Source organism: Vibrio sp. bablab_jr001 (assembly GCF_016464285.1).
Taxonomy (GTDB): domain Bacteria; phylum Pseudomonadota; class Gammaproteobacteria; order Enterobacterales; family Vibrionaceae; genus Vibrio; species Vibrio fluvialis.
This window is the reverse complement of sequence record NZ_JACDWZ010000092.1, coordinates 392,243-418,155: the sequence shown is the minus strand read 5'-3', so window position 1 is coordinate 418,155 and position 25,913 is coordinate 392,243. Positions and strand designations below refer to the sequence as shown.

25 protein-coding genes and 2 pseudogenes are annotated in these 25,913 nt (G+C 48.0%); 16 read left to right on the top strand and 11 right to left on the bottom strand.

Translation table 11 applies throughout. The annotated features are described in order from the left end of the window. Positions 1 to 57 precede the first annotated feature (57 nt). On the top strand, positions 58 to 699 hold the full coding sequence (udk, locus tag JIG40_RS15565; protein WP_020327915.1) for a uridine kinase: 642 nt from the start codon (positions 58 to 60) through the stop codon (positions 697 to 699). Positions 700 to 796: 97 nt separating this feature from the next. Next, positions 797 to 2,911, top strand: coding sequence for an AsmA family protein (locus tag JIG40_RS15560; RefSeq protein ID WP_199465621.1), 2,115 nt, complete (start codon positions 797 to 799; stop codon positions 2,909 to 2,911). A 74-nt stretch (positions 2,912 to 2,985) separates the two neighbouring features. Here JIG40_RS15560 and cobO read toward each other — a convergent pair whose 3' ends face one another. The 3 genes and pseudogenes from cobO to JIG40_RS22885 form a co-directional block, all read right to left on the bottom strand. Beyond that, the gene (cobO, locus tag JIG40_RS15555) at positions 2,986 to 3,591 is read right to left on the bottom strand and encodes a cob(I)yrinic acid a,c-diamide adenosyltransferase (RefSeq protein ID WP_020327913.1); all 606 of its coding nucleotides are present in this window, start codon (positions 3,589 to 3,591) and stop codon (positions 2,986 to 2,988) included. Positions 3,592 to 3,747: 156 nt separating this feature from the next. Further along, positions 3,748 to 4,155 (bottom strand): annotated as a pseudogene (locus JIG40_RS22890) (methyl-accepting chemotaxis protein); the annotation flags it as partial. 129 nt (positions 4,156 to 4,284) lie between these two features. Further along, positions 4,285 to 5,046, bottom strand: a pseudogene (locus tag JIG40_RS22885) (PAS domain-containing protein); the annotation flags it as partial. A gap of 624 nt (positions 5,047 to 5,670) precedes the next feature. On the opposite strand from JIG40_RS22885, the gene JIG40_RS15545 reads away from it, so the two are divergent. Both JIG40_RS15545 and JIG40_RS15540 read left to right on the top strand, forming a co-directional pair. Then, positions 5,671 to 6,162: a hypothetical protein gene (locus JIG40_RS15545; protein ID WP_199465619.1), complete on the top strand. Its 492-nt coding sequence runs from the start codon at positions 5,671 to 5,673 to the stop codon at positions 6,160 to 6,162. 5 nt (positions 6,163 to 6,167) lie between these two features. Then, the gene (locus JIG40_RS15540; RefSeq protein WP_158124514.1) at positions 6,168 to 6,641 is read left to right on the top strand and encodes a low molecular weight protein-tyrosine-phosphatase; all 474 of its coding nucleotides are present in this window, start codon (positions 6,168 to 6,170) and stop codon (positions 6,639 to 6,641) included. Between the two features lie 31 nt (positions 6,642 to 6,672). On the opposite strand, the gene JIG40_RS15535 is transcribed toward JIG40_RS15540, so the two are convergent. The 4 genes from JIG40_RS15535 to JIG40_RS15520 all read right to left on the bottom strand — a co-directional run bounded on the left by JIG40_RS15535 (position 6,673) and on the right by JIG40_RS15520 (position 11,040). Then, on the bottom strand, positions 6,673 to 7,962 hold the full coding sequence (locus JIG40_RS15535; protein ID WP_199465618.1) for an outer membrane protein transport protein: 1,290 nt from the start codon (positions 7,960 to 7,962) through the stop codon (positions 6,673 to 6,675). Between the two features lie 301 nt (positions 7,963 to 8,263). Then, positions 8,264 to 9,526 (bottom strand): outer membrane protein transport protein, encoded by a 1,263-nt coding sequence (locus JIG40_RS15530; RefSeq protein ID WP_158124517.1) that lies wholly within the window; start codon positions 9,524 to 9,526, stop codon positions 8,264 to 8,266. 232 nt (positions 9,527 to 9,758) lie between these two features. Beyond that, on the bottom strand, positions 9,759 to 10,484 hold the full coding sequence (locus tag JIG40_RS15525; RefSeq protein ID WP_199465617.1) for a DUF3379 domain-containing protein: 726 nt from the start codon (positions 10,482 to 10,484) through the stop codon (positions 9,759 to 9,761). Beyond that, positions 10,477 to 11,040 (bottom strand): sigma-70 family RNA polymerase sigma factor, encoded by a 564-nt coding sequence (locus JIG40_RS15520; protein WP_020327904.1) that lies wholly within the window; start codon positions 11,038 to 11,040, stop codon positions 10,477 to 10,479. Before JIG40_RS15520 ends, JIG40_RS15525 begins: the two co-directional genes overlap by 8 nt. Before the next feature lie 566 nt (positions 11,041 to 11,606). On the opposite strand from JIG40_RS15520, the gene fadI reads away from it, so the two are divergent. The 3 genes from fadI (at position 11,607) to JIG40_RS15505 (ending at position 15,727) form a co-directional block, all read left to right on the top strand. After that, complete coding sequence (gene fadI, locus JIG40_RS15515; RefSeq protein ID WP_032081507.1) at positions 11,607 to 12,914, top strand: acetyl-CoA C-acyltransferase FadI; 1,308 nt, start codon at positions 11,607 to 11,609, stop codon at positions 12,912 to 12,914. Then, complete coding sequence (gene fadJ / locus JIG40_RS15510) at positions 12,914 to 15,040, top strand: fatty acid oxidation complex subunit alpha FadJ (protein ID WP_100267406.1); 2,127 nt, start codon at positions 12,914 to 12,916, stop codon at positions 15,038 to 15,040. The genes fadI and fadJ overlap by 1 nt, the downstream gene beginning before the upstream one ends. A gap of 138 nt (positions 15,041 to 15,178) precedes the next feature. After that, positions 15,179 to 15,727 (top strand): NAD(P)H nitroreductase, encoded by a 549-nt coding sequence (locus JIG40_RS15505; RefSeq protein WP_020327901.1) that lies wholly within the window; start codon positions 15,179 to 15,181, stop codon positions 15,725 to 15,727. A 60-nt stretch (positions 15,728 to 15,787) separates the two neighbouring features. On the opposite strand, the gene JIG40_RS15500 is transcribed toward JIG40_RS15505, so the two are convergent. Beyond that, entirely contained in the window at positions 15,788 to 16,663 is an 876-nt protein-coding gene (locus tag JIG40_RS15500) for a LysR family transcriptional regulator (protein ID WP_024373883.1), read from the bottom strand. A gap of 240 nt (positions 16,664 to 16,903) precedes the next feature. Here JIG40_RS15500 and JIG40_RS15495 point away from each other — a divergent pair, with 240 nt between their 5' ends. The 7 genes from JIG40_RS15495 to recR all read left to right on the top strand — a co-directional run bounded on the left by JIG40_RS15495 (position 16,904) and on the right by recR (position 22,574). Continuing rightward, on the top strand, positions 16,904 to 18,007 hold the full coding sequence (locus JIG40_RS15495) for a response regulator (RefSeq protein ID WP_020327899.1): 1,104 nt from the start codon (positions 16,904 to 16,906) through the stop codon (positions 18,005 to 18,007). A gap of 188 nt (positions 18,008 to 18,195) precedes the next feature. After that, positions 18,196 to 18,327: a hypothetical protein gene (locus JIG40_RS22970; protein ID WP_020327898.1), complete on the top strand. Its 132-nt coding sequence runs from the start codon at positions 18,196 to 18,198 to the stop codon at positions 18,325 to 18,327. A 52-nt stretch (positions 18,328 to 18,379) separates the two neighbouring features. Then, entirely contained in the window at positions 18,380 to 18,784 is a 405-nt protein-coding gene (locus JIG40_RS15490; protein ID WP_061056707.1) for a YbaN family protein, read from the top strand. 130 nt (positions 18,785 to 18,914) lie between these two features. Next, positions 18,915 to 19,460 carry an adenine phosphoribosyltransferase gene (gene apt / locus JIG40_RS15485; RefSeq protein WP_020327897.1) on the top strand — a complete coding sequence of 182 codons (546 nt, stop codon included), beginning with the start codon at positions 18,915 to 18,917 and terminating at the stop codon, positions 19,458 to 19,460. Between the two features lie 21 nt (positions 19,461 to 19,481). Continuing rightward, entirely contained in the window at positions 19,482 to 21,551 is a 2,070-nt protein-coding gene (gene dnaX, locus JIG40_RS15480; protein WP_199465616.1) for a DNA polymerase III subunit gamma/tau, read from the top strand. 78 nt (positions 21,552 to 21,629) lie between these two features. Next, the gene (locus tag JIG40_RS15475) at positions 21,630 to 21,959 is read left to right on the top strand and encodes a YbaB/EbfC family nucleoid-associated protein (protein WP_004726608.1); all 330 of its coding nucleotides are present in this window, start codon (positions 21,630 to 21,632) and stop codon (positions 21,957 to 21,959) included. Positions 21,960 to 21,974: 15 nt separating this feature from the next. Beyond that, the gene (gene recR / locus JIG40_RS15470) at positions 21,975 to 22,574 is read left to right on the top strand and encodes a recombination mediator RecR (protein ID WP_199465615.1); all 600 of its coding nucleotides are present in this window, start codon (positions 21,975 to 21,977) and stop codon (positions 22,572 to 22,574) included. A 53-nt stretch (positions 22,575 to 22,627) separates the two neighbouring features. Here recR and aqpZ read toward each other — a convergent pair whose 3' ends face one another. Then, the gene (gene aqpZ, locus JIG40_RS15465; protein ID WP_199465614.1) at positions 22,628 to 23,326 is read right to left on the bottom strand and encodes an aquaporin Z; all 699 of its coding nucleotides are present in this window, start codon (positions 23,324 to 23,326) and stop codon (positions 22,628 to 22,630) included. Between the two features lie 132 nt (positions 23,327 to 23,458). Further along, positions 23,459 to 23,707, bottom strand: a complete 249-nt coding sequence (locus JIG40_RS15460; protein WP_020327893.1) for a YkgJ family cysteine cluster protein — start codon at positions 23,705 to 23,707, stop codon at positions 23,459 to 23,461. Positions 23,708 to 23,862: 155 nt separating this feature from the next. Between JIG40_RS15460 and JIG40_RS15455 the strand changes: the two genes are divergently transcribed. Both JIG40_RS15455 and JIG40_RS15450 read left to right on the top strand, forming a co-directional pair. Beyond that, the gene (locus tag JIG40_RS15455) at positions 23,863 to 24,303 is read left to right on the top strand and encodes a YcgN family cysteine cluster protein (RefSeq protein WP_024374733.1); all 441 of its coding nucleotides are present in this window, start codon (positions 23,863 to 23,865) and stop codon (positions 24,301 to 24,303) included. Between the two features lie 305 nt (positions 24,304 to 24,608). Next, complete coding sequence (locus JIG40_RS15450) at positions 24,609 to 25,373, top strand: DUF4344 domain-containing metallopeptidase (RefSeq protein WP_038127194.1); 765 nt, start codon at positions 24,609 to 24,611, stop codon at positions 25,371 to 25,373. Between the two features lie 136 nt (positions 25,374 to 25,509). Here the strand turns inward: JIG40_RS15450 and JIG40_RS15445 are convergent, their stop codons facing one another. Beyond that, the gene (locus tag JIG40_RS15445) at positions 25,510 to 25,863 is read right to left on the bottom strand and encodes a hypothetical protein (RefSeq protein ID WP_020327890.1); all 354 of its coding nucleotides are present in this window, start codon (positions 25,861 to 25,863) and stop codon (positions 25,510 to 25,512) included. Between the last annotated feature and the right edge of the window lie 50 nt (positions 25,864 to 25,913).

Here is a 25,913-nt window from a genome sequence, read left to right as displayed (position 1 = left end):
CCTATAATCAGGCGGTTTATCTTCGTTTCCTCATCTACACGTATCGGGTGCATATACATGTCTGATAATAATCAATGCGTCATCGTCGGTATTGCTGGCGCTTCTGCTTCTGGGAAAAGCCTCATCGCAAGTACCATTTATAATGAACTGCGTGCGAAAGTAGGCGACCATCAAATTGGTGTGATCACGGAAGATTGCTATTACAAAGACCAAAGTCATCTGAGCATGGAAGATCGCGTCAAAACCAACTATGACCACCCGAATGCGCTTGACCACGATCTGCTTTGTGAACATCTTCAGAAGCTGACCCGCGGTGAAGCGGTGGAAGTGCCTGAATACAGCTACACAGAACATACTCGCACCTCGAACACAACCACAATGACACCAAAGAAAGTGATCATTCTGGAAGGCATTCTGCTTCTGACCGATCCTCGCCTGCGCGACCTGATGCACGCGACCATCTTTATGGACACTCCACTGGATATCTGTCTGCTGCGCCGCGTAAAACGCGATGTGGAAGAACGTGGTCGTACGATGGAATCGGTATTGTCTCAGTACCAGAAAACGGTTCGCCCAATGTTCATGCAATTTATTGAACCGTCAAAACAATACGCTGACATTATCGTTCCTCGTGGTGGCAAGAACCGCATCGCGATTGACGTATTGAAAGCGCACATTGCTAAGTTGCTAAAATCGTAATTTTAACCAATGCTTAGCAATAGCTGACTTTATTTTTCTTAGTATAAGTGGCACTTTAGGTGCCACTTTCTTTATCCGTCACGCAAGGAAAAAGCAGATGAAAAAACTGTTCCTGTTCGTTGCTGCATTGTTGATCGTCGTGCTAGGCGCGATCGCAGCCTTAGTGATTCTGGTTAATCCGAACCAGTTTAAACCGCTGCTGGTTGAACAGACCAAAAAACAAACCGGCCTCGATCTGGTGATCGAAGGCGATATTGGTTGGCAATTCTTCCCGTCTATCGGTTTTGAACTGGGTAAAACTGAGCTCAAGAACCCTCAAGGATTCACCAGTCCGAACCTATTTAAAGTAGACAGTGTTGGGATTGATGTATCCGTGATGCCACTGTTCGACAAACAACTACAGATCGGCAACATCCGTCTGGATGGGGCTGAAGTCCATCTGGAAACGCTCAAAGATGGCCGTTCCAATTTAGATAGCCTGACCAAAGCGCAGCAGACTTCCACATCCGGCGAAACATCGGATGCAACACAAGCGCCTGCGCAAACATCGGGCTCAGAATCTACGGCTGCTCAGGATTGGAGTATCAATCTTGCGGGTATCGCCATCAACAATGCGCTGTTAGAGATTCAGGATCGCAAAGCAGGCACGCAAACCAAACTGTACGATGTGCAGCTGCAAGTTTCTGAGTTTGCGGCTGATACCTGGACCAAAGTGGATTTTGCAGCGAAAGGCAGCAATAACCAGCAGCAGTTTGGTGCGAGCGGTAACGCGGAAATCAAGCTGTCGAAAGACTTCAAACAGTACGCGCTGCGAAACATCGTGCTGGATGCAAATTTCAGTGACCCCGCGACGCGTATTGATTCTGCGAAATTGAATTTGGCGACGTTTGAATTTGATCAGGCCAACGCTCTGACCTTCTCGGTGAAAGGTACGGCTTCGGACATGAAGCTCGATGCCAGCGGCAGCGCATCGGTGAAGGTTGATAAGGCCATCAGTCAGGTGAGTGTCGACAAACTGGACCTGACGGCGAATCTTGAAGGTGCGGCACTGCCTCAGTCTCCGATGAAAGTAACGATGCAATCTTCGGTTGTATTTGATATGACCAAGAACATGCTCAATGTTGTGCTGGATAAACTTAGCGCAAATGCGCTGCAGTTTGATGGTAAAGCCAGCGTCGCACTGGGTGATATTCCCAAAGTTCGCTTTAATCTGCACAGCCCGGATATTGATTTAGATGAATTCCTGGGGCTGAATAAACAGCCAGCAGCAACGGCAGAAAGCAAGCCAGCCGCTGGTGGTTCGGCTGGAACCAGCCCTTCAGACAAAGCAGAAACCGAACCGGATTTGTCCGCGTTGAAGACGCTGGATGTGGCGGGGGATGTGACCATCGATAAGTTCAAAGCCAGCAACGCCAAAATGCAGAATGTGAAGACCAGTTTTACGGTCAACCGTGGTGTGATTGATCTGAAATCGTTCACGGCCAATCTGTATCAGGGCAGTGTAAAAGCTACCGCACAGATCGATGCTCGTAAAACTCCGGCCACTTACACAATCAAAAAGACCGTCACCGGCGTTAAGATCCAGCCGCTAATGAAAGATGTGCTGGATAACGACAAATTGGAAGGTACCGGAAATATCGATGTCAACGTACAAGGTAAAAGCCTGACGCCAACGGGCATCAAGCAAAACCTGGCGGGTACAGTGGCCATCAACTTTGCTGATGGTGCTGTCAATGGCATTAACGTGGCACAGCTTATTCGCACCAATTACGCCAAAATCAAAGGTCAGTCGGTGAGTGAGGATAACTCGGTACAGAAAACCGATTTCAGTGCTATGACCGCGACCCTGAAGCTGAACAAAGGCGAAATGACGACCGATAACTTAAGTATGCAGTCACCACTGCTGCGCATTCATGGCGAAGGCAAAGCGAACTACATTCAGGAGACGGTCGATTTTCTGGTGCGTACCTCTATTGTTGGTTCCTTGGAAGGGCAGGGTGGTAAGAACATTGACGAGCTGCGTGACGTGACCATTCCGATTAATGTCTCCGGCAAATGGGCTGATCCGAAATTCAAATTGGTGTTTGATGATGTGCTGAAACAGAAAGCGCAAAAAGAGATTGATCGTGGGCTTGAGAAAATCAACGACAAGATCAAAGACGAGAACACCAAAAAAGCCGTAGACGGCTTACTGAAAGGCCTGTTCAATTAAGCGCGTTATATACACAACAAAACAAAAGGGCTGGAATTTCCAGCCCTTTTTCGATGGCAACGTTTAACGCTACTTTACCAGTCAACACCTTGCAGTGCTTTAACACCAGACTCAAAAGCGTGCTTAACGTTCTTCACTTCCGACACCGTATCGGCCATTTCAATCAGAGTACGGTGTGCGCCGCGTCCCGTAATGATCACGGACTGCATAAGTGGACGGTTGTTCAGCGCTTCAACCACTTCATCGAGGTCGATGTAACCGTAACTCACCATGTAAGTCAGTTCGTCAAACAAAACCACGTCCAGTGACTCGTCCTGTAACATGCGTTTGCACTCCTGCCACACCAATTGGGCCGCGGCAGTATCGCTTTCTTTATTCTGCGTTTCCCAGGTGAAGCCCGTCGCCATTACCTGAAATTCGACGCCTAGTTTTTCCAGCAGATTACGTTCGCCGTTGTCCCAGGTGCCTTTGATGAACTGGGCAACCGCACATTGCTTGCCGTGACCAACAGCGCGGGCAATCGTGCCAAAGCCAGAAGTGGATTTACCTTTGCCGTTACCAGTGATGATCAGCAGCAGACCTTTCACTTCCTGTGCCGCGGCTACGCGGGCGTCCACTTGTTCTTTGACTTTCTGTTGCCTTGCCTGATGGCGTTGTTGTTTGGTCTCTTCGCTGGACATGAGCCATCCTTTCTATCGTTAAGTTATCGCTATGATAGCTCAACAATAGCGCGGCAAAAACCAACGAAAAGCATGGAGATAATCAGCCGAAGAACGTGATGTGGTCAACAGGAAAAAGAGAGCTGCCAACCCGCGTGCTGGCAGCATGAATCGACGCTAGATAGAGAGCTTCTGTACAGTCTCTGATACCAGATCCGCATCGTAGATAATTTCCTCAATCACGCCTGAGACCGTGTTGGCCTGATTTTCACCGTGTGAGGCTTTATCGAAGACGACTTTGATTTTGTGATCGATATTGCCGATGATTTGCGAGTTTTTGTCGATCACAGCAGCGATCTCTGAGGTTGAGGTTGAGGTGCGCGAAGCCAGTTTACGTACTTCATCGGCGACTACCGCAAAACCTCGCCCTTGATCACCAGCTCGCGCAGCTTCAATCGCAGCATTCAGTGCGAGTAAGTTGGTTTGCTCGGCGATTTCACTGATGGTGGAGACGATGGCTTCGACGCTTTTCGACTGGCGGTTGAGTTCTTCAATCAGGCCGCTGACGGCATCGACGGCGGCGTTGATCTCTTTGGAGTTTGATAGCATCGAAGCGATAGAATCTTGCCCCTGACGTGCGATGGTGACGGTATCTTCTGCAATCTGGCACGACTTCTTCGCGGCATCACGTACTACCATGGCTTGCTCCACTCGTTCAGTAATATCGCTTGCCAGTTTAATGATTTTCACCACTTTGTTTTCATGATTGAAAATCGGGTTGTAGGTGGCTTCCAACCATATGACTCGGCCATGTTTGTCTCGACGTTTAAATAGCCCGGATTGAATTTTGCCTGTCGCAAGATCCGACCAGAAATTCGGGTTGCTTTGGTAAAAGTCGTCTTCGCAAAACATGCGGTGATGCTGGCCAGTAATTTCATCGAGTCGATAATCGAGGCAGGAAAGGAAGTTCTTGTTGGCGTTGAGGACAGTGCCGTCAGGAGTAAAATCGATCACCGCCAGCGATTTGTCCATTGCCTTGAGTAGTGCTTGGTTTCGCTCCAGTTCGACCTGCTCCTGCGTGACGTTGGACGCCACTTTCGCGACATACGCCACTTTGCCGTTTTGCACCACAGGAAAATAGGTCGCTGCGACCCAAACTGCTTTGTCTTGACTGTCTTTGCGAATAAAGCGCCCACGGACGGGCTTACCGTTCTTTAGATCGCCCCAGAGCTGATTATATTCGGCTGTCACCGTATCTTCGGGGAAACATAGTAGGCTGTGATGCTTGCCCGCAATTTGTTCCAGTGTGTAGCCCACGACGCCCAAAAATAGAGAGTTGGCAAAACGTATGTGCCCATCTGGTGTGAATTCAATATACGGAACCTGTTCCTTTATTGCGTTTTGAAAGCACTCAAACTGAAACTTCTCATTTTCCAGGGCTTGCAGTGCATGCTGCTTTTTTTTCGACCCAAACATGTTATTCCCTCAACAAATGAAACAAGGCCTTGCACAAAACATTTACGCATATGTATTGGTAAATTCAAGATTATGTTTTTGCTCTTTAGTCGAACATTTCAACTTGATTCAATAAATTTGCGATGCAACAACTATTGGTGCAACAAGTATGTACCAGCTTGTTTCACACCAGCGGTTGTTGATGCTTATGCAATCAGTTTAGTTGAAGTTTACTCTTTCGCCTTCCTGCGACATTGCTTAGGAAAACGGAGTCAGCATTCAGGTTGTAAGCCTGATAAATCTGTCAGTTACATTGAGTTGTTTGAAGTCGGTTGCAGTTAGCAATATAGAAAGCGTTGTTGCACTGTCAAACTGACTCAAGCATCTATAGTAATGAGTGAAATCAACAAGAATATTTCTACGATACACTTCGCTTGCTGAAGGGCCGGGCAATTGCTCAGCCCTTCTTTTTTTGACCTCAACGTATACCTGTAACTTACTGATACTGTTTTTATATACAGTATTGTTTTATACTGCGTGTTCATCAACTGTGTTGGGGGAAACGCGATGGGATGTGTAGCTCACGTCAAACCATGGGTAACAACGGAAAATCATGAATCGGTTTCGCATGAGTGCCAAGAGAGGATGCGCCGGACCAAGGCCGTGCTTGACGAAGTTGCACGTGAATCTGAACGGCTAGCCGATTGGCTCTACTTCGTTTACGTTCCGTCTTTGGCAGAAGGTGGGTCAACGCATCAACGACTGTTTGATGCTATTGAAACTCAGTGGCAGCAAGTAAACCATGGCAGTTATAGGTTGCCGGTCGCGCCTCTTAGATCTCTTGTTCCACTCGTTGTCGGCGGTTTTGCTTTGAAAATGGGAGGAAGTCACGAGCTGATTTCGCGTAATTTTCTGTCTAATGAACCGCCCACATTTACCCGCAGCTATCTGATTAATGCATTGGTTGAATACGACTGTTATGTTGCGGGTGACAACAGTGAGGCGTACAAGCAAAAACAACGTGAGAGTTACCGAATCCAATGGTTTAGTTGGCAGCATCACATTCAATCGCTTGTGCAATTTCTGCTGCAATGGGACCAAGCGGCACGTACACTGTTTAAAAACAAGTTGGGATGAATGAGATGAAAAAGAAACCGGCGGTTCTTGTGGTGTGTATGGGTAACATTTGTCGTTCGCCAACCGGAGAGGCGGTGCTGAAAGCCAAAGCGCAGGGACTGGGGTTAGACATAGAGATTGATTCAGCGGGAACGATTGGCTATCACCAGGGTAATCCGCCTGACCCAAGAGCCCGATCTGCGGGTGAAAAGCGCGGTTATTCGTTCGCAGGAATGCAGGCGCGCAAAGTGCGGGACAGCGATTTTGAGCAGTTTGATCTGATTCTTGCTGCAGACCGAGATAACTTATTGGAATTACAACAACGTTGCCCCAAGCAATATCACCACAAACTTGCGTTGTTTCTCAGTTATGGCCATTCCGACTACGATGAGATCCCAGACCCTTACTATGGCGGGGAGAACGGATTTGAGTTGGTGTTAGATCTTATTGAAGATGCTTCTGAGCAGTTGCTGTTGCAACTGAAACAAAAAAGCCGGTGATGATCACCGGCCTTTTTAATCCTGATAGAGATTAGAAGCGGTAGCTTGCTTGCACACCTACAATCCAGACGTTACCTGTCATCTGGCCATCAAACTGGCCGCCAACTTTTTCTGCGGAGTTATCAGAGTCATAGCCACGAGACTCCAGAATGTCTGCGTCTTTGGCAAAAATGTAAGTAAAGGCCGCGTCCAGCGTTAGTTGCTCGGTAACGTCGTAGCCCGCACCCACGCTCAGCCAGATACGGTCGGTTTCCGGAATAGTAATGGTGCGGTTTTTGGTGCTTACTGCTGCAGTGTCATAAGCCACACCACTGCGCAGCGCCAGTTTAGGATCAACCTGGTATGTCGCACCCACGGCGAAACGGTAGTTATCTTTCCAGTTCTCTTCCTTCACCATGACTGTGCCCATGGTATCAAGTTCAGCCTGAAGTTTTTCGAAGCTGCTCCAATCCGTCCAGTTGATGCTGGTGTGCAGAGCAAACTGATCGGTTAGTTGGTGGTAGGTAGAGAGTTCTGCCGTTGCAGGCAGAGTCAGCATCATGTAACCAGTATCCGACAAAACTTTGCCGTATGACTGAACATACATGTTCGCTGAACCAGACAGCTTCAGATCTACTTCTGATTTATAAGCGAAGCCAACACGGTTGTTTGGAGTCATTTGCCAAGCCGCACCCGCTTGCCAGCCCCAACTGGTGTCATCACCTTCCATGTACTTCAGCGTTGTGCCTTTCGTCAGGCCCAGAGCTTCAGTTTGTGCTGGCGATTTCGCACCAAAATGGCCTTCACCCATGACGTAGCGGATGCCACCACCAATGCTAACGGTTTCTGTTAGTTGGTAGGCGATGTTCGCATTCGCTTCTATGGTTGTAACCATAGCTTCGTCACCGAAGTGGCTGGCTGCAAATCCAGAGTCCAGCTCGGTTTCCATACCGTAGTTGGTACCAAATGCGAGACCTAGAGCCCATTTTTCGTTCACTTGGTGAGAAATGTAGAAGTTCGGAATGACGGCGTCGTTGGCGTAATCAGATGAACTGGTGCTTGAAGTGCTTCCGTAGAAACTAACGTCACCCTCAACGTCAACATTCGGGTTAACGTAGAGTGCGCCAGCAGAAATTTGCGTCCCTTTCAGATAAGTCAGCATTGCTGGGTTGCGCCATTGTGAACCGGCATTGTCTGCGATTGCGGCTTCACCAGCGTACGCGCGGCCAAGACCCGTTGCAGAGTACTCCGCCAGCTGAAAGCCTGCTGCCTGAGTTAAGTTAGATACACTTGCTAAACCACATGCTACTGCAATAGAAAGAAATTTTTTATTAGTTTTCATCTTATTGTTCGCTGAAATTATCTGAATTGGTAACCGCGAAGTCTAAAACTAGAGCTTTTGCTTTAACAATAAAAAACACTGTATTAAGCCTGTTTGGATATAAAATCCGCAAATTTCTTAATAATTAGTGGAAATATCTGATTTAAACTGTGTGGTTATTGTTCTTTCAGCGTACAACTGTAGGGTAGATTGAGCATAATAGAACACAAGTGTGCGCTGAGATACGTGAATCAGGAAGGATTAAAAAATAAAAGGGCTGGAAAACCAGCCCTTTACCAATCAAAAAATGTCGTGAAAATGCTTAGAAAGTGCGGCTGTATTGTAAGCCGACTAGGATAGCATCCGCGTGAGTTGTACCTGTGAGGGTAGAAACTGTTGTACCTGATACTGTAGTTGATTCAGATACATCAACGTCTTTACCCATTAGGTAGGTAAAGCCGAAATCGACATTAGATTGTTCATCAATGTTGTAAGTAAAACCAGTTGAGAACCATTGACGGTCTGAATCAGGAACAGAGATGGATGTAACTTTATCCTGTGCGCTGGTGTCGTACATGTAACCCGCGCGTAGCGTCCAGTCTTTGTTCAGGTAGTAAGTACCACCGATAGCGTAGTGCCAACCGTCTTGCCAGTCGTAAACTTTTTCACTGATGGTTTCGTTTTTAAACTCGATTTTGTCGAATTTGCCCCAGCCGATGTACTGAATACTATAGTGCACAGCGAATTGGGTGTTTTCAATACGGTGGTAACCTGAAAACTCTGCGATATCTGGGAGTGGCAGTTTTACTTCTTTGTCGCCGTCTTTCGCTGTAATTTCTGGGCTGTAGCGGTAAGACAAGCCGAAACGGTTGTTATCATCCAGCTCCCACACAGTGCCGACGTTAAATCCTAAACCCCAGCCGTCTGCTTTATCAACGTCTACAGCATTGTAACCGTTCAAGGCATTCAACATACCAGTAGTCGTGTCAACAACTGGTCCGGTGTAATACTCATCGCTGAAACTTCTTTTAAGTGTTCCTTGTCCATAAATAACATCTAGACCCGCACCGAAGCTCCACTGTTTATTCAGACGGTATGATCCCGCTAAACCAAAATTCATACTTAGAATTTCTGTTTTACCGCCGTATTCACCGCCAGCATATGAACCGCTGAATTCGGTCTTAGTGCCGAAGTTAGAGTATGCATCTACACCCCAAGCGAATTTATCGTTTACTGGAACGATAAGGTGAATATTAGGAGCAACAGAAGTTGCACCAGCGTCATCATAATCTGCATTTGATGATTGACCTGCTGCATTGGTATAGGTTGCATCTTTTACTTCGATCATTGAAGTAATCGTTTCGAAACCTAATGAAAGTGAAGTTTTGTCAAACAGAGCCATAGCAGCGGCATTACGAGACATAACAGCAGCGTTATCTGCGATAACGGCATCGCCTGCGAATGCACGACCAAGGCCAGTTGCAGATTGAGCGTTGAGCTGGAAGCCAGCAGCCATTGCTTGCTGCGTAGCCAGGGAGATTGTCACTGCTAATAGTGACTGTTTAAACAGACGCGTCTTGTTCATTTAGACTTTTCCTTATTATTCGCCTCTTTGGGCGTTTGTTTTGAGCAATTGCTCAGTTGGTGGCTGATACTAGACGCAAGTATAGAGTATAGAAATCCGACCATTGTCTAATTGGATGATAAAGTTATAGAAATGATGACCATTTGGCACGAAAATGCTCTGATATGTGATTTTTTAGAGTTTTAACTCTATTTTAACAATTAAAAAACCCGCTCTGGGAGCGGGTTTGGTTTTATTTCGCAGGTTTTATCATCGGCATCAGATGTTCGGCAATCTTAGCGACATTTTCCCCCTCATCGCCAATCAGTATCAGGCTCATGTTGCCCATAGGCTCAATGACACCGGACATTCCGTCTTTGTCGAACTGAACGTTCTGTTTACTCGGCATCGAGGTCAAAAAGAGTGTTACCTTGCCTTTTTCACCCTGAAACACCATGTGAACGGCGTTGGCATGACCAAATCCGCAGTGGTTCAGGTAATAGACGTGATACGGAAACGTACCGTTCAGGTTGTAGGCGAAAGGTTGCATTTTCGCATTGATTTGGCGCGAACTAACCGCTTCATCTAATGCAGAAACAAACACTTCTTCATCCAAAACGTGTTTAACGGCGATATCTGCAAGACTGGCTTGCGCGGGTGTTACCAACAGGTTGCCCCAATTGACCTGGCCAACGGCTAAACCGATAACAAAAGCAACGGAGGCAGCCATCGCCATCGCACGGCGTACAAAGCGTGGGCGCACGACATTATCGGCAGCCGAACTGTGGCTGAACAAGATTCGATCCGCCAAGCCATCGGGCACATCAACGCGCATTGCTTCAGCAATTCTGGCGTCCAGGTTCAACACATCGTCGGCAAATTTGCTGTTCGCTTCGCTGGAGGCGATAGCTTCGTGCATCGCTTTGTCACGATGTTTCGGATCCGACAACATGCGGCGGCGAAATTCTAAATCATCCATTTTGCTGCCCCCTGTAATTTTCTGAAGAATCTAACATCTCTTTTAACTGATTGCGTGCCCGAAACAGTCGGGTCATCACGGTGTTTTTGTTGAGTTCCAGTATCTCGGCTATCTCTTCGCCGCTGAAACCTCCAATAACCTGCAGAAACAGCGGCTCGCGATATTCCACATCCAGCTTCATGATTTGCGCATGCAACCACTCCTGCTGATGGTGGGCATCATCCGAGACTTTGGCTTCGCCGCTATGATCGTCAAGATCGACCAACTCAAACTGCTTGCGTTCGAAACGACGTGCGTTTTCGCGCCGCAATATGGTAATGAGCCACGACTTTGCTGCTTTCTCGTCTTGTAAGCTGTCGAGCGATTTCCACGCCCTTAAGCAGGTTTCCTGCACCAGATCCTGCGCGATGCTCTGGTCTTTACACAACCAATAAGCATAACGGTAGAGATCACGATGGTAAGCACGAACCAGTGCTTCGTATTTTCTTTGTCTGTCCATACCGCTATTGACCGGACGGTTGGAAGTTTTCTTTCCAAATATTTTTAGTAGCGACACAAAAGTCTCCGTTTGTTTACGCCACGTCGGTTAGAGGCCGACGCCTTTTGGGTGTTCATTCTGGTTGTGAGGGTGCTATGCACAATTACTAATCAGTTTGGAAATGTGCTCAGAGATTGTTTTGAATCAAGTTTAGGCCGCGTTGGCCCCATAAAACCAAGATAAAATTGATCTAATTCAAAATCTCATCGTCCGAAGTGGCTATAGTAACTCCTGTCATCTAGTTAGTCATTGCGACTAGCGTGTTGAGCAAGATGACACTTCCTTTTGAAGGCTGACTTTACTTTCTCCTAATCAGGAAACTGATTATTTTCAATTGGCGTAAGTTAATTGCTTTAAAAAACATTCCGACCACACAGTTATGTGTGGTTTTTTTTTGCCCGCATTTCCCCCACCATTCTATTGCTTACCCGCTCTGACAAAGACTGGACGAGTAAACTTCTTGATTCAACTACACTTAATCCGTGTTTCGATGCAAATATCACGTTATTCCAAACAGTTGTTTGATTGTCTTAACAATCTCGTTACAATGCATCAGGTCAGACCTCTTATTCTAAGGAGAAACAATGGGCAAACAGGAAGTGAGAACACGTTCGGGTGAACGTGTAGCTGTCGTAGCGGGTCTACGTACTCCCTTTGCGCGCCAAAGTACAGAATTTGGCCAAGTGCCAGCTGTTGATTTGGGCAAAATGGTTGTCAGCGAGATGCTGGCAAGAACGGATATCGATCCTGCGCTGATCGAGCAGGTGGTATTTGGTCAGGTCGTGCAGATGCCGGAAGCACCCAACATTGCACGTGAAATCGTACTGGGCACAGGCATGAACATTCATACCGATGCTTACAGTGTGACCCGAGCTTGTGCGACCAGCTTCCAGTCCGCCGTCAACGTGGCCGAAAGCATTATGGCTGGCACGATTGATATCGGTATCGCTGGTGGTGCGGATTCCTCGTCTGTTTTGCCGATTGGCGTTTCCAAGAAGCTGGCTTCCAGTCTGCTTGCGCTAAGCAAAACCAAAACGCTAGGTCAGAAGCTGAACGTCTTGAAATCATTGTCTCTGAAAGATTTGATGCCAGTGCCGCCGGCAGTGGCGGAATACTCAACCGGTTTATCTATGGGACAGACGGCTGAGCAGATGGCGAAGTCACATGGTATTTCGCGTCAGGATCAGGATGCGCTTGCGCACCGTTCTCACACACTGGCAGCGCAGGCATGGAAAGACGGTAAGATTCGCGGCGAAGTGATGACGGCTTTCCCTGAACCGTACAAAAAGTGGATCGATACTGATAACAACATTCGTCTGGATTCGACTCTTGAAGGCTATGCCAAACTTCGCCCGGCGTTTGATCGCCAATACGGCAGTGTGACCGCTGCGAACAGTACGCCACTGACCGATGGCGCGGCGGCCATCATGCTGATGCGTGAAGGCCGCGCGAAAGAGTTAGGGCTTGAGATCCTCGGCTACATTCGCTCTTACGCATTTTCCGCGATCGGTGTTGAAAAAGACATGCTGATGGGCCCGTCTTACGCGACACCGATGGCACTCGATCGAGCGGGTATTACGCTCGGCGATCTCACCCTGATCGATATGCACGAAGCGTTCGCCGCACAAACACTGGCTAACCTGAAAATGTTTGCCAGCGATAAGTTTGCCCAAGAATGTTTAGGCCGCAGTCAGGCGATTGGTGAAGTCGATATGGACAAGTTTAACGTACTGGGCGGTTCACTGGCTTACGGACACCCATTTGCGGCGACAGGTGCACGTATGATCACGCAAACACTGCGCGAATTGAAACGTCGCGGCGGCGGTTTGGCATTGAATACCGCATGTGCCGCGGGTGGTCTGGGCGCAGCAATGATTCTGGAGGTGGAGTAATGAGCCAATCTAAAGCATTTCATCTGAGTGTTGATGAGCAGAACATTGCGTGGCTGGCGATTGATGTGCCCGGAGAAAAAATGAACACCTTGCAGGCGGCGTTTGCCGAAGACATGCAAGCGGTGTTCAAACAACTGGAATCACAAAAAAGTCAGCTCAAAGGCCTGATTGTACATTCACTTAAGCCCGACAATTTCATCGCGGGTGCGGACGTACGCATGCTGGAGGCCTGTACTTCGGCGCCGGAAGCACAAGCGCTGGCTACTCAAGGCCAGGAGATGTTCCAGCAGTTGTCCGATCTGCCATTCCCTGTGGTCGCTGCGATTCATGGTCCATGTTTGGGCGGTGGCCTAGAGCTGGCTCTTGCGTGTGATTACCGAGTGTGCAGTGATGATGACAAAACCCGTCTTGGTCTGCCGGAAGTGATGCTCGGCCTGCTGCCTGGATCAGGTGGTACGCAGCGTCTGCCTCGTTTGATTGGCTTGCTGCCTTCGCTGGACTTAATTCTTACGGGTAAGCAGCTCCGCGCCAAAAAGGCGAAAAAACTGGGTGTGGTTGACGCTTGTGTGCCACAAGCTGTCCTGCTGGATGTCGCTAAACGCTTTATTGACGAAAAAGGTAAGAAAAAAGGCAAAGTTCCATTGTCGACCAAAGAAAAGCTGATGTCGCAGACGGGCTTTGGTCGCAAAGTGATCTTTGATCAGGCGAGTAAGAAAACGGAACAAAAGACGCGCGGTAACTACCCGGCAGCCAAGGCGATTCTGGAAGTGATTCAGCATGGTCTGGAAAAGGGCATGAAAGCGGGACTTGAGCTGGAAGCCAAGCGTTTTGGTGAACTGGTGATGACACCGGAATCGAAAGCGTTGCGTTCGATCTTCTTTGCTACAACAGAGATGAAAAAAGAGAACGGTTCTGACGCTAAACCGCTGAAAGTGAATCGCGTTGGCGTGTTGGGTGGCGGTTTGATGGGCGCGGGCATCAGCCATGTCAGCGTGGCCAAAGCGAAGGTGCCTGTCCGTATTAAAGATGTGTCTAACGACGGCATCCTGAACGCGCTCAACTACAACTACAAGTTGTTCGACAAGCAGCGCAAGCGCAGAATTCTGAGCAAAGCACAGCTGCAAGCAGAGATGAGCAAGCTCACTGGCGGAACCGATTTCACCAGCTTTAATCATACCGATGTGGTCATTGAAGCGGTGTTTGAAGATTTGTCGCTGAAACAGCAGATGGTGGCGGATATTGAAGCCAATGCTAAGTTGAGCACCATCTTCGCCACCAATACTTCATCGCTGCCGATTCACCAAATCGCCGCCAAAGCGGCACGCCCGGAAAATATCGTCGGCCTGCATTACTTCAGTCCGGTTGAGAAAATGCCGCTGGTGGAAGTGATTCCGCATGAAACGACCTCGGATGAAACCATTTCTACGGTGGTTGCTCTTGCGCGTAAACAGGGCAAAACGCCAATTGTGGTTAAAGACTGCGCTGGGTTTTACGTGAACCGCATTTTGGCGCCGTACATGAATGAAGCCGCCCAAATCCTGATGGCTGGTGAGCCGATTGAAAACCTTGACCGAGCCCTGCTTGATTTCGGTTTCCCGGTCGGGCCAATTACTTTGCTGGATGAAGTTGGCGTTGATATCGGTGCGAAGATCATGCCGATTCTGGTCAAAGAGTTGGGGCCGCGTTTCCAAGGGCCGGACGTGTTCGATACGTTGCTGAATGATGGTCGTAAAGGCCGTAAATCGGGTAAAGGTTTCTACAGCTATAAAGGCAGCAAGAAGAAGGAAGTCGACAAGTCAGTATACAAATTGCTGAAGCTGACTCCGGAATCTAAGTTCAATGATAAAGATATCGCATTGCGCTGCATTCTGCCGATGCTGAATGAAGCGGTGCGTTGTCTGGATGAGGGTATTATCCGCAGCCCGCGTGACGGCGATATCGGTGCCATTTTCGGTATCGGTTTCCCGCCTTTCCTGGGTGGTCCGTTCCGCTACATGGATCATATTGGCATCAAAAAGTTGGTCGAACTCATGAATCAGCATGCTGAGAAATACGGTGACCGCTTTGCGCCGTGCGACGGTCTGCTGACGCGAGCTGGTTTGGACGAGCATTTTTATCCGGCGTAATGAACGATATTTTTGTCGTCGACATGAACGGGGCATTGGCCCCGTTTTTTTTCTCTCAATCCCGACATCAGCCACAAGTGTCAGCCAAAATTCTGTGCTAGCATAATTCGAAATATCAAGAAGTAAGAAGGATTCAACATGGATGCACTTGAACTGCTGTTAAACCGCCGTTCAGTTGCCAAACTGGATGCTCCCGCACCAGAAGGCAAGGCACTGGAAAATATTATTCGTGCCGGATTGCGCGCACCGGATCATGCCAACCTGATGCCGTGGCGTTTTGTCATAGCTCAGGGCAGCGGATTGCAGAAGCTATCCAACATTCTGGTTAAAGCGGCAATTGCCGATAACAGTGAAGAAGCAGTAGTAACGAAAGTGAAAAATGCGCCATTTCGTGCCCCAATGGTGATCACTGTGATCGCGAAAGTCACGCCTCATGAAAAAGTCCCCGCGTTTGAACAGCATTTGTCAGCCGGATGCGCAGTACAAGCGATGCAGATGGCCGCTATTGCTCAGGGCTATCAGGGTATTTGGCGTTCAGGTAATTGGATGTTCCATCCTGAGGTACATCAAGCCTTTGGTTTGGAAGGCGATGATCAGATAGTGGGTTTCCTTTACTTGGGAACTCCGGGAACCACGCCAATGAAAGTGCCAGAACGCGAGCTGAGCCAGTTTGTGGAATTTCTCTAATCAGCGTGCGTTTGAATTCTCTACGTAAAAGAGGGCCTGTGGCCCTCTTTTTTGTGTCGATCAATGAATGTGGTAAGCAATCACAAAATCAATAAACAGACGGACTTTTTCCGGCAAATGATCTTTGTGGTTGTAGAGCATGTAAATGTCGCGAGGGTTGGCGCTCCAATCACTGAGAACGCGTACCAAGCTGCCATCTGCGATGTATTCACGCAGCATCACATCCGGCATCAGAGTAATGCCTAAGCCTTCTGAACAGGCGCTTCTTACCACGTTCAGTGCGTTGGCCTGAAAACGTCCTTTGTCACCGTTGATGACGGTCTCGCCTTTTGTATTCGTCAGTTGCCATTTAATGAGCGGATAACCTTTCAGCAGCGAGTGATGATTCAGGTCTTCGGCATGAGTTGGCGCGGGATTCTTAGCCAGATAATCCGGGCTGGCGACCAGAATATCTTTCACTTCACTGATTTTTCTCGCAATCAGGCTCGAGTCACGTTGTGGGCCGACGCGGAAAATGACGTCCCACTCGGTTGGATCAAGTTGATCTGCGTGGTTACTGGTGGTCAGTTCAATGTTGATTTCCGGGTACTTTTTCATGAACTCATTGAACATCGGCATCATCATGCGCTTCGTCAAATTATAGGGTGACGAAATTTTGATCTTGCCAGAAGCACCGCGACATTCGTCGGTAATTTCTTCTGCCATTGACGCCAAACGTTGCAATAACGGTGAACAGTCACTAAAAAAACGTTCACCTGCTTCAGTTAAAGAGAGTTTGCGAGCATGGCGATTCAAAAGTCTTAGATTCAGAGAATCTTCAAGCGCTTGAATGCGTCGGGTGATGGTCGCTACAGGAATCATCGTCTTGCGGGAAGTAGCGGTGTAGCTCCCATTTTCGACAACCAGTCGAAAGAGGTTTAGGTCATCTAATTTCATTGTTCCTGACACATTATTTTACGAATTTGAGTAATTTATACGGATATCAGTTGTCAAAGATTGCGTCACGTCAACTTGTCGTGCGATTCGTGATATTCCATACATATAGTATGCAACTGCCGTGCAAAGTGGAATATTTGTATAAATCTTATTTCATGACTACTTTTTAAGTAACGTATGAAACCATCTTATAACAATAAAGCAGATTGTGAACAGGAAGAGCATAGTGAGGTAGAAGCTATGTATAAAACTCACATCAGGGCTAATGAATTCTCGGCTCCCAAACCGCTGTCTGAAAAGCTGATTATGTTAGTTGATGATGATCCGATTTTCAGACGGATCACCAGTGGCTATCTGTCCGCTCAGGGATATAAGGTGATGGAGGCAGAAGACGGCCTGGATGGGCTGAGAAAGCTCAGAAAAGTAGCACCGGATCTGGTGCTGTGTGATTTATCAATGCCCGTGCTCGATGGCATTGAATTCGTTGAAGAAGTAAGTTTGGAATATCCATCTTTACCCATGATTGTCGTGTCTGGCACGGATGAAATGTCTGACGTGGCCAAGGCTTTGCGCTACGGGATCAAGGACTTTCTCGCCAAGCCGATTGGAAATCATGAACATTTAGGTTGCGCTATTGAAAGCACGTTGGAAGATGCCTCGCATCACATGGCTGATCTGCGCGATTTTTCCAGCCAATGGTTCCGAGTCGATGGAGGAGGAGACATTCCCGAAGAGCAGGAACTGCACTGGCATCTGGAGTACTTGCACGATAATCCGAGTGCGGCTAAAGACTTGTTACACGCGCTTTTGCCTGATAAAGATACGGCGCAAGGGGTATGGAAATGCAGTTACCGTTTACTGCAGTCCACCGACGTTATGCCGCTGGTTTTTGATTATGCATGGCTGATGAATGGGCAGTTTGCGTTTTATATTGTCGACTCATCCAGCGATGGGGACAAAGGCGTTGCGAGTACCTTATTGGTGCGGGCACTGTTTCACGATTACCTGCGCAACTTACGCAGTTTTAACGCCGATCTCAAAGATTTGGCGGAGATTGTCGAACGTGGCATTGAGTGTTCCGATTGTGCAGAACCGGTCGCGGCTGTTTTCGGTCTCGCCAACCTGAGCGATGGAACCTTGTCTATTCTGCCTGCGGGATTGGATAGTCAGTGGTCGAACGGTTACATGACGCAGCATATTGCGGCGGGTGTAAAGTTGGGCGAAAACTGTATGAAGAATTTCATTACTAAAGACTTATTGATTCATAACGCCTGCCAACTGTCACTCAGTTGCCTTGGCGCCAGCAGTTTTATTCTCGATATCTACCAAGGTGCTGCTACCTAGCGTCCTTCTGCTCACACTCTGCCTACAGAGTGTGAGCTATTTAACCCACCCATAATAACCACATGCTTTGTCCGTGTTTGTGACAAATTGTTTAAGGTATAGTCAGCGCCTCAAAACAATTATTAATCCGATGCTCTGTTTTTTGGGGCCGGACTGAAAGTAAGTCACCTACACTAGAGAAGCTAATCATGGCAGACAAAGAGTTTAAAGAACCTTACAATGTGCTGTACTTTTTAGGTTTTATTGCAGCCCTGTTGATCCCAACCCTTCCAGCGACCCTGACGTGGATTCGCGTAGTGAACGGTTACGCAGGTTTCTAATCAAGTTTCAAACCCAAATGTCGGCACGGTTCGAGAGTTGGGTTTGGCTTAAGTGAGGTTCACCATCAATATTCGTCATCTGCTGTTAAATATTGTTGGTGGTCTCAGTGTTGGCCTGGGGATCCTGGGCATCGTACTTCCTCTTCTACCCACCACTCCTTTCTTGTTGTTGGCCAGTGCATGCTTTATGCGCAGCAGCCCTCAATTCCATCGTTGGTTGCATCAACATCGACTGTTCGGGCCGATTTTGACTAATTGGCAACAGAACAAAGCTGTTTCCAAGCGGGTAAAGCAACGCGGTTGCATCTTCATACTCCTCAGTTTCGCATTTTCGATTACCGTTATTCCTCATTTATGGTTGAAAGCTCTGCTGTTTGTTGGGCTTGTGGTATTGATCACCTGCTTTCTGCGACTTCCGACTCACGAGCTGGTTGCTAACCAACAAGAAAATCACTAGCATTATGTGGAAGTGTGCCCGCTCTTCGAGTGGGCGTTTGTTTTTTCTGCACGGTGAAAATTGACCGGCGGAAACCTTATTACCTGATTCGGCTCTGTACCGCGTCAGGCCAATCGAAGTTAAATTAGTTATGACAACCGAAACTCTTTCACTGATCAAATCAAGCATCAAAAGCATTCAAGACTATCCAAAACCAGGCATCCTGTTCCGCGACGTGACCAGCCTGCTTGAAGATGCCAAAGCCTATCAGGCAACCATCCAATTATTTTTGGATCGTTACAAAGAGATGGGTTTCACCAAAGTCGTTGGTACTGAAGCGCGCGGCTTCCTGTTTGGCGCGCCATTAGCACTGGAACTGGGTGTGGGTTTTGTGCCTGTTCGCAAACCAGGCAAGCTGCCACGCGAAACCGTAGCGCAAACCTACGATTTGGAATACGGCACTGACACTCTAGAAATCCACGTAGATGCGATCAAGCCAGGCGATAAAGTACTGGTAGTGGATGATTTGCTGGCAACTGGCGGTACGATTGAAGCGACAACAAAACTCATCCGTCAGTTGGGTGGTGAAGTTGAGCATGCGGCGTTTGTTATCAACCTGCCAGAAATTGGTGGTGACAAGCGTCTTGAAGGTTTAGGCTTGAACGTTTACAGCATCTGTGAATTTGAAGGTCACTAAACACTCACATCGGAAGGTTTCATGAGTTATCTTGCCTTAGCGCGAAAATGGCGACCCACCAAATTTAACGAAGTCGTGGGTCAGGCACATGTATTAACGGCTTTAGAAAATGCTCTGGCGCAGAACCGATTGCACCATGCGTACCTGTTTAGCGGCACGCGTGGTGTTGGTAAAACGACCATCGGTCGTCTGTTTGCCAAAGGACTAAACTGTGAAACGGGCATCACCGCCACACCATGTGGTGAATGTGCGACGTGTAAAGAGATCGATCAGGGGCGATTTGTCGACCTGTTGGAGATCGATGCGGCCTCACGAACTAAAGTCGAAGATACCCGTGAACTGCTGGATAATGTTCAGTACAAACCAGCTCGCGGTCGCTTTAAGGTTTACCTGATTGACGAAGTACACATGCTGTCTCGTCACAGCTTTAACGCGCTGCTGAAAACCTTAGAAGAGCCGCCAGAGTATGTGAAATTCCTGCTGGCAACGACGGATCCGCAGAAACTTCCTGTGACGATTTTGTCTCGTTGTCTGCAATTCCACCTCAAACCGATCAATGTTGAAAATATTCAGCATCAGTTGGAACACATCTTAGCTGCCGAACAGGTAAGCAGTGAAAGTAAAGCACTGGCGATGATTGCGCATGCCGCCGATGGCAGTATGCGTGATGCGCTGAGTTTAACCGATCAGGCCATCGCTCTTGGCAACGGCCAGGTGCAGCAGGATGTGGTGTCTCATATGTTGGGGACACTCGATACCGATCAAGCGTTGCATTTACTGCAAGCGATCAGCAGCACGCAACCACAAACCGTCATGGACAGCATTGAAGCACTGGCTCAAAACGGTGTGGAGTGGGATGGATTGTTGCAGCAACTGGCGGCGCAGCTTCATCGTGTCGCGATGTATCAAGCGCTGCCATCCAGCATTGATAAAGCGCAGCCTGATGCTGAGAAAATTCAGTGGCTGGCCAAAAGCCTATCGCCGCAAGATGTACAGCTCTATTACCAGATTGCAATCAAAGGTCGTGATGATTTGTCGTTGTCACCAACGCCGCGTGTTGGTATCGAAATGATCACTCTGCGTATGATGGCGTTCCGACCGTCGCAGGCTTCGGTTGCACAGGTGATTTCGACTCAGCCGGCAGCAGTTGCGCCAAGTCAGCCTCAAACTGTTCAGCCTGCAGCTGCGCCAGTATCCGCATCTCAAGCGCCACACGCGGCACCAAGAGTTCAGCCGCAGCCAGCCGAGTACGAGCGTCCTTCAGCTCCGCCGCCGAGTGTACCTGAGCCGATGATTGAACCTGTGCCTCAACCTGCGCCGCAAAGTGCTTCACAACCAGAGGTGCCCGTTCAACAATCAACAGTTGAGAGTGAACGCAAACCATCGCCGATGGTGGGATTGCGTCATCAACTGCGTTCTCAGCGTCAAGGCTTGGCTCAGAAAGGTTCTGATCCAAAAAAGCCTGATGCGGCATCTGCTAAACCGGTTTCGGTTCTTGAGCGTGTAGCCCAGCGTGGCCAGCATGCTGCGCAGATGTCGCCTTATTCTGCGACGTCTGTCGATGACACTCCGGATGATGAAGCGTATCAATGGCGTCCTACGCAAAACCTGCCGGTGGAAACGCAGGTAAAGAGTGAGTTGACGCCAACGCAGATCAAACGTGCCCTAGAACATGAAAAAACGCCGGAAATGACTGAAAAGTTGATTCATGAGGCGATTGAACTCGATCAGTGGGCCAGCCTGATTCAACGTTTACATACGGCGAAATTGGTGGAGCAGCTAGCGCTGAATTCGACCTACAAAAAAAACGGAGCGTCGATTGAGCTGACATTGCGTCCATCGCACGCACACCTCAATACGGACAAAGCGCAGAGTGAACTTCTGCAGGCTCTGAATGACCAATTGAATGAGGATTGTCATCTGTCCGTCACCATCGGTGAAGACGGTGAAACACCTTTAGAGCTTAGAGAGCGCCTTTATCAGGGCAAACTCTCACGTGCCATCGACAATCTGGTGGCCGATCCTAATGTACAATTTATTGAGCGACGTTTTAGCGCTGAACTTGATAAAGACAGTGTTAGACCGATTTAACGGCAACTGCGGGCTTGAGATTTACATCAATCAACCCCACAGTATGTAAAACAATTAAGATAAACCAGAGAGACAAAGATGTTTGGTAAAGGCGGTATGGGCAACCTAATGAAGCAAGCCCAACAAATGCAAGAACGCATGCAAAAGCTTCAAGAAGAAATCGCAAACATGGAAATCACCGGTGAATCTGGTGCTGGTCTGGTCAAAGTGACAATCACTGGTAGCCACAGCGTACGCCGTGTTGACATCGACGAGAGTCTGATGGAAGACGACAAAGAAATGCTGGAAGACCTGATTGCTGCTGCGTTTAACGACGCCGCGCGCCGTGTTGAAGAAGCTCAGAAAGAAAAAATGGCGGGCGTGACTGGCGGTATGCAACTACCACCAGGCATGAAAATGCCGTTCTAACGACGAGTTAATTTAATGCGTACCAGTCATATGCTGGAGCATTTGATGGAGGCCTTACGTTGTCTGCCTGGGGTTGGCCCCAAGTCAGCGCAGCGTATGGCCTTTCATTTGTTGCAAAGAGACCGCAAAGGCGGCTTGCAACTGGCAGATGCTCTGAGTCAGGCAATGGTGGAAATCGACCATTGCAGCGAATGTCGCACCTTCACAGAAGAAGAAGTGTGTCACATCTGTCAAAACCCTAAACGCCAGGAAAACGGTCAGCTATGCGTGGTGGAAAGCCCTGCTGATATCGCCGCTGTGGAAGCGACCGGTCAGTACTCCGGACGTTATTTCGTGTTGATGGGGCACCTGTCTCCACTTGATGGGATTGGGCCAAGTGATATTGGCTTGGATGTGCTGGATTTTCGTCTTCAACGAGGCGGTATTTCCGAAGTGATTCTAGCCACCAATCCGACGGTGGAAGGCGAAGCGACCGCACATTACATTGCGGAATTGTGCCGCGAACATGATGTCTCCGCCAGCCGAATCGCTCATGGTGTGCCTGTCGGCGGTGAGTTGGAATTGGTCGACGGCACCACGCTGTCTCACTCATTACTCGGCCGACAAAAGTTGTAAAAAAACCGCGCTTTCAAGCGCGGTTTTTTATGAGCAGAGCGTCATTGAATGATTTAAGCAGAGACTTGTTCTGCGAGCAAAGAACGGTAAATTAACGCACCCAGAGCACCACCGACAATCGGTGCTAACCAGAATAGCCACAATTGAGAAATCGCCCAATCACCTACGAACAATGCGACCGCAGTACTGCGTGCTGGGTTGACGGATGTGTTGGTGACAGGAATGCTGATTAAGTGAATCAAAGTCAGGCACAAGCCGATTGCGATAGGCGCAAAACCCTGCGGCGCGCGATTGTCGGTAGCACCCATGATCACCAAAAGAAACATAGCGGTCATGACCACTTCTGACACCAATGCAGCGGTCAGAGAATATCCACCCGGTGAATGATCACCAAAACCGTTGGCCGCAAAACCTGAAGCGGCAACAACAAAACTTGCCTGGCCAGACGCGATCACATACAAGATAGCGGCAGCAATCACACCACCAATCACTTGAAATACGATATAAGGAATCACGTCTTTGGCTGAGAAGCGACCGCCTACCCAAAGACCAACGGTGACTGCCGGGTTAAGGTGACAACCGGAAATATGACCAATGGCGAATGCCATTGTTAAAACAGTGAGACCAAACGCCAATGCGACGCCGAGCAAGCCAATCCCCACATCGGGAAAGCCTGCGGCCAATACAGCACTGCCACAACCACCGAGAACCAGCCAAAAGGTGCCGAACATTTCAGCGATATACTTATTCATATATTAAACCTTGCAAAATGTATGGAAAACTCAAAAAACGCAAGGAAAATACTGCTAGACGGAAGAGGTAAAGTCAGGGAATTGCAAACACTTGAGGATGGTAGCGTAAACAAAGTTTGTGAAACTGATCTCTTATGTGAGTTGCTCTAATTCGGTGAGATTCGCCATTGCTTCCTGGTTTGTCTGACCACAAACTACGGGACATGGTTTAAAGTGATGGCAGACGGCTGGGCGTTCTGGCTTGCCGAACAGTTTGCACAGATTGTTTTCGTTGAGCTGAATACAACGAACCCCGGCAGGTTTGCCATTTGGCATACCCGGAATAGGGGAAGAGATGCTTGGCGCAATGCAGCAGGCGCCGCAGCCTAATCGACAGTCCATCATGACCTCGTTTTTGTGTATCCGCTCAATAAGGGCGCCGATCCTAACAGAAATCACGCTTCATCACAGCGAAATTGCGGAATATTTATCCTTGAACTTTGTGGGGGAGGAGGGTATAAATCGTCCCCCTGAAACAAGACAGGAAAACAGGTGTTATGAGTACTCCATTTTGGCAAAGCAAAACTCTGGATCAAATGACAGAAGCAGAGTGGGAATCTCTGTGCGACGGCTGTGGCAAATGCTGCCTGCACAAGCTAATGGATGAAGACTCCGATGAGGTGTATTACACCAACGTCGCCTGCAGTTGGCTGAACAGCGAAACTTGCTCTTGTAAAGATTACCCTAACCGTTTCAATTCAGGCGAAGAGTGCCTGAAGCTGACTCGTGACAAAATCGACGAGTTTAACTGGTTACCGGATACCTGTGCTTATCGCTTGCTGGCGAGTGGCGATACGTTGCCAGAATGGCACCCATTGATCACCGGCTCAAAAGAAGCGATGCATGCGGCCAACGAAAGCGTGCGCAATAAAGTCGTTTACGAAATTGATGTGATCGACTGGGAGGACCACATTTTGAACCACCCTTCGCGACAGTAAGTAAACAAGGCGCGATAAGGCTTTATTCAATGCCTTATCGCCATAAATCCCATCAAAACGCACATCTTACTAATCTCTGTCGCCACTTTGTCGTCATCTTTTCAGGTTATTTATCTTCAAGTAGTGTTCTAACAAGGTCACTTTAACGTCTAAGGATCATTGACGCCTTTAAGTTTAAGCTAAAGCTAGATAGTGACTAGTTGCCCATGTCGAGTTGCAATTCAGCCAAAGCACCGTTTGTCTTTGCTTTTAGACATTAAAGTTCTGCTAAGATGCTTTTCTCGCATTTAGATAAGAAGACCGACATGAAAATCTTAGTAGCGCTACTGGTAACCTGTTTCTCTGTGACTTCCGCATTAGCTAAGAGCAATATCAGTATTGAGTTTTCTCCCCCTCAATCTAAAGAGGAACAGCAGACGGTTCAGGACATCAATGATAGTGGTGTTAACAAGATAGTTGTCGCATTATCAGATTCTTTGTTTCCATTTGATGACTTGTTAAAAATTCATTACGGTGAAAATGAGGGGCCGTTATATGACCCAGAAAATCATGTGATATCTATCCCTTATACTTTCTATACTGAAGCGCTGAATTATTTTCAGAAAAATGGTTATGCGGAGAAATATGGACGCTCTGTGAAAGAGGGTGTATCGGATACCTTGTTACACACACTGTTGCATGAAATTGGCCACGCATATATTGCAGATAAAGGTATTCCAATCCTTGGTAAAGAAGAAGATGCGGTCGATAACTTTGCCACGATCATTTTGCTAGATTATGTCGATGATGGCAGCGAGATAGCCATCAGTGCTGCTGACATGTTTGCATTTGAGTCTGAAGAACGGCCAGAGTATTACCAATCCGATGAATACATAGATGAGCATAGTTTTGACTTGCAAAGGTATTTTTCAACACTTTGTTTGGTATATGGTAGCAACCCTAAAGAATACGCGTATCTGCTAGATGAAGTGGGTAAAGATTACCTCAAAGATAGAAAGGAATTCTGCATCGACAATTATCAGCAGGTAAACAATAACTGGCATACATACTTGCCAGTAAGAACATTATGACCAACAACCGACAGTTGTTTAACGCTTTGTGTTTATGAGAATGACTAACACAACACACAGGTCAAACATTGGAGTTTGATCTGTGTGTCAATGAGCGGTAAAGCCTTAGTAGTGCTTTCGAAACGAGAGTGTGTATCTAAATCAAAAGCAAAATACTGCCGATCGTTGCCGCAGCGGAAAGATATTGCCCCGCGGAATAAGAGGAGTCATCTTCTTTCTTCACGTCATTTGGGTGACCCATGCCGAGAGCGCCATAGGTAAAGGATTCCACTTTATCACCCAGGCTTTTATCCTTGATGTCTGGTGTCTTTCCATCTTCAATTTCTTTCAGAGCGGCAAGCAAGGCTTTGCCTTCTTCCGACAGCGTCACTTTATTCTGCTCAACCTTGAGTGGTGCAGGCTCAGATTTCTGTTCGCTCGTCGCCGACACCTGAGATTTCACCGTTTGGGGGGAATACAGCTGCGCTGATCCTACGCCTACTGGGTTCATACATCTCTCCTAATTTGCCTCTCAGTCACTATATCGACAGGGGTGTGAAA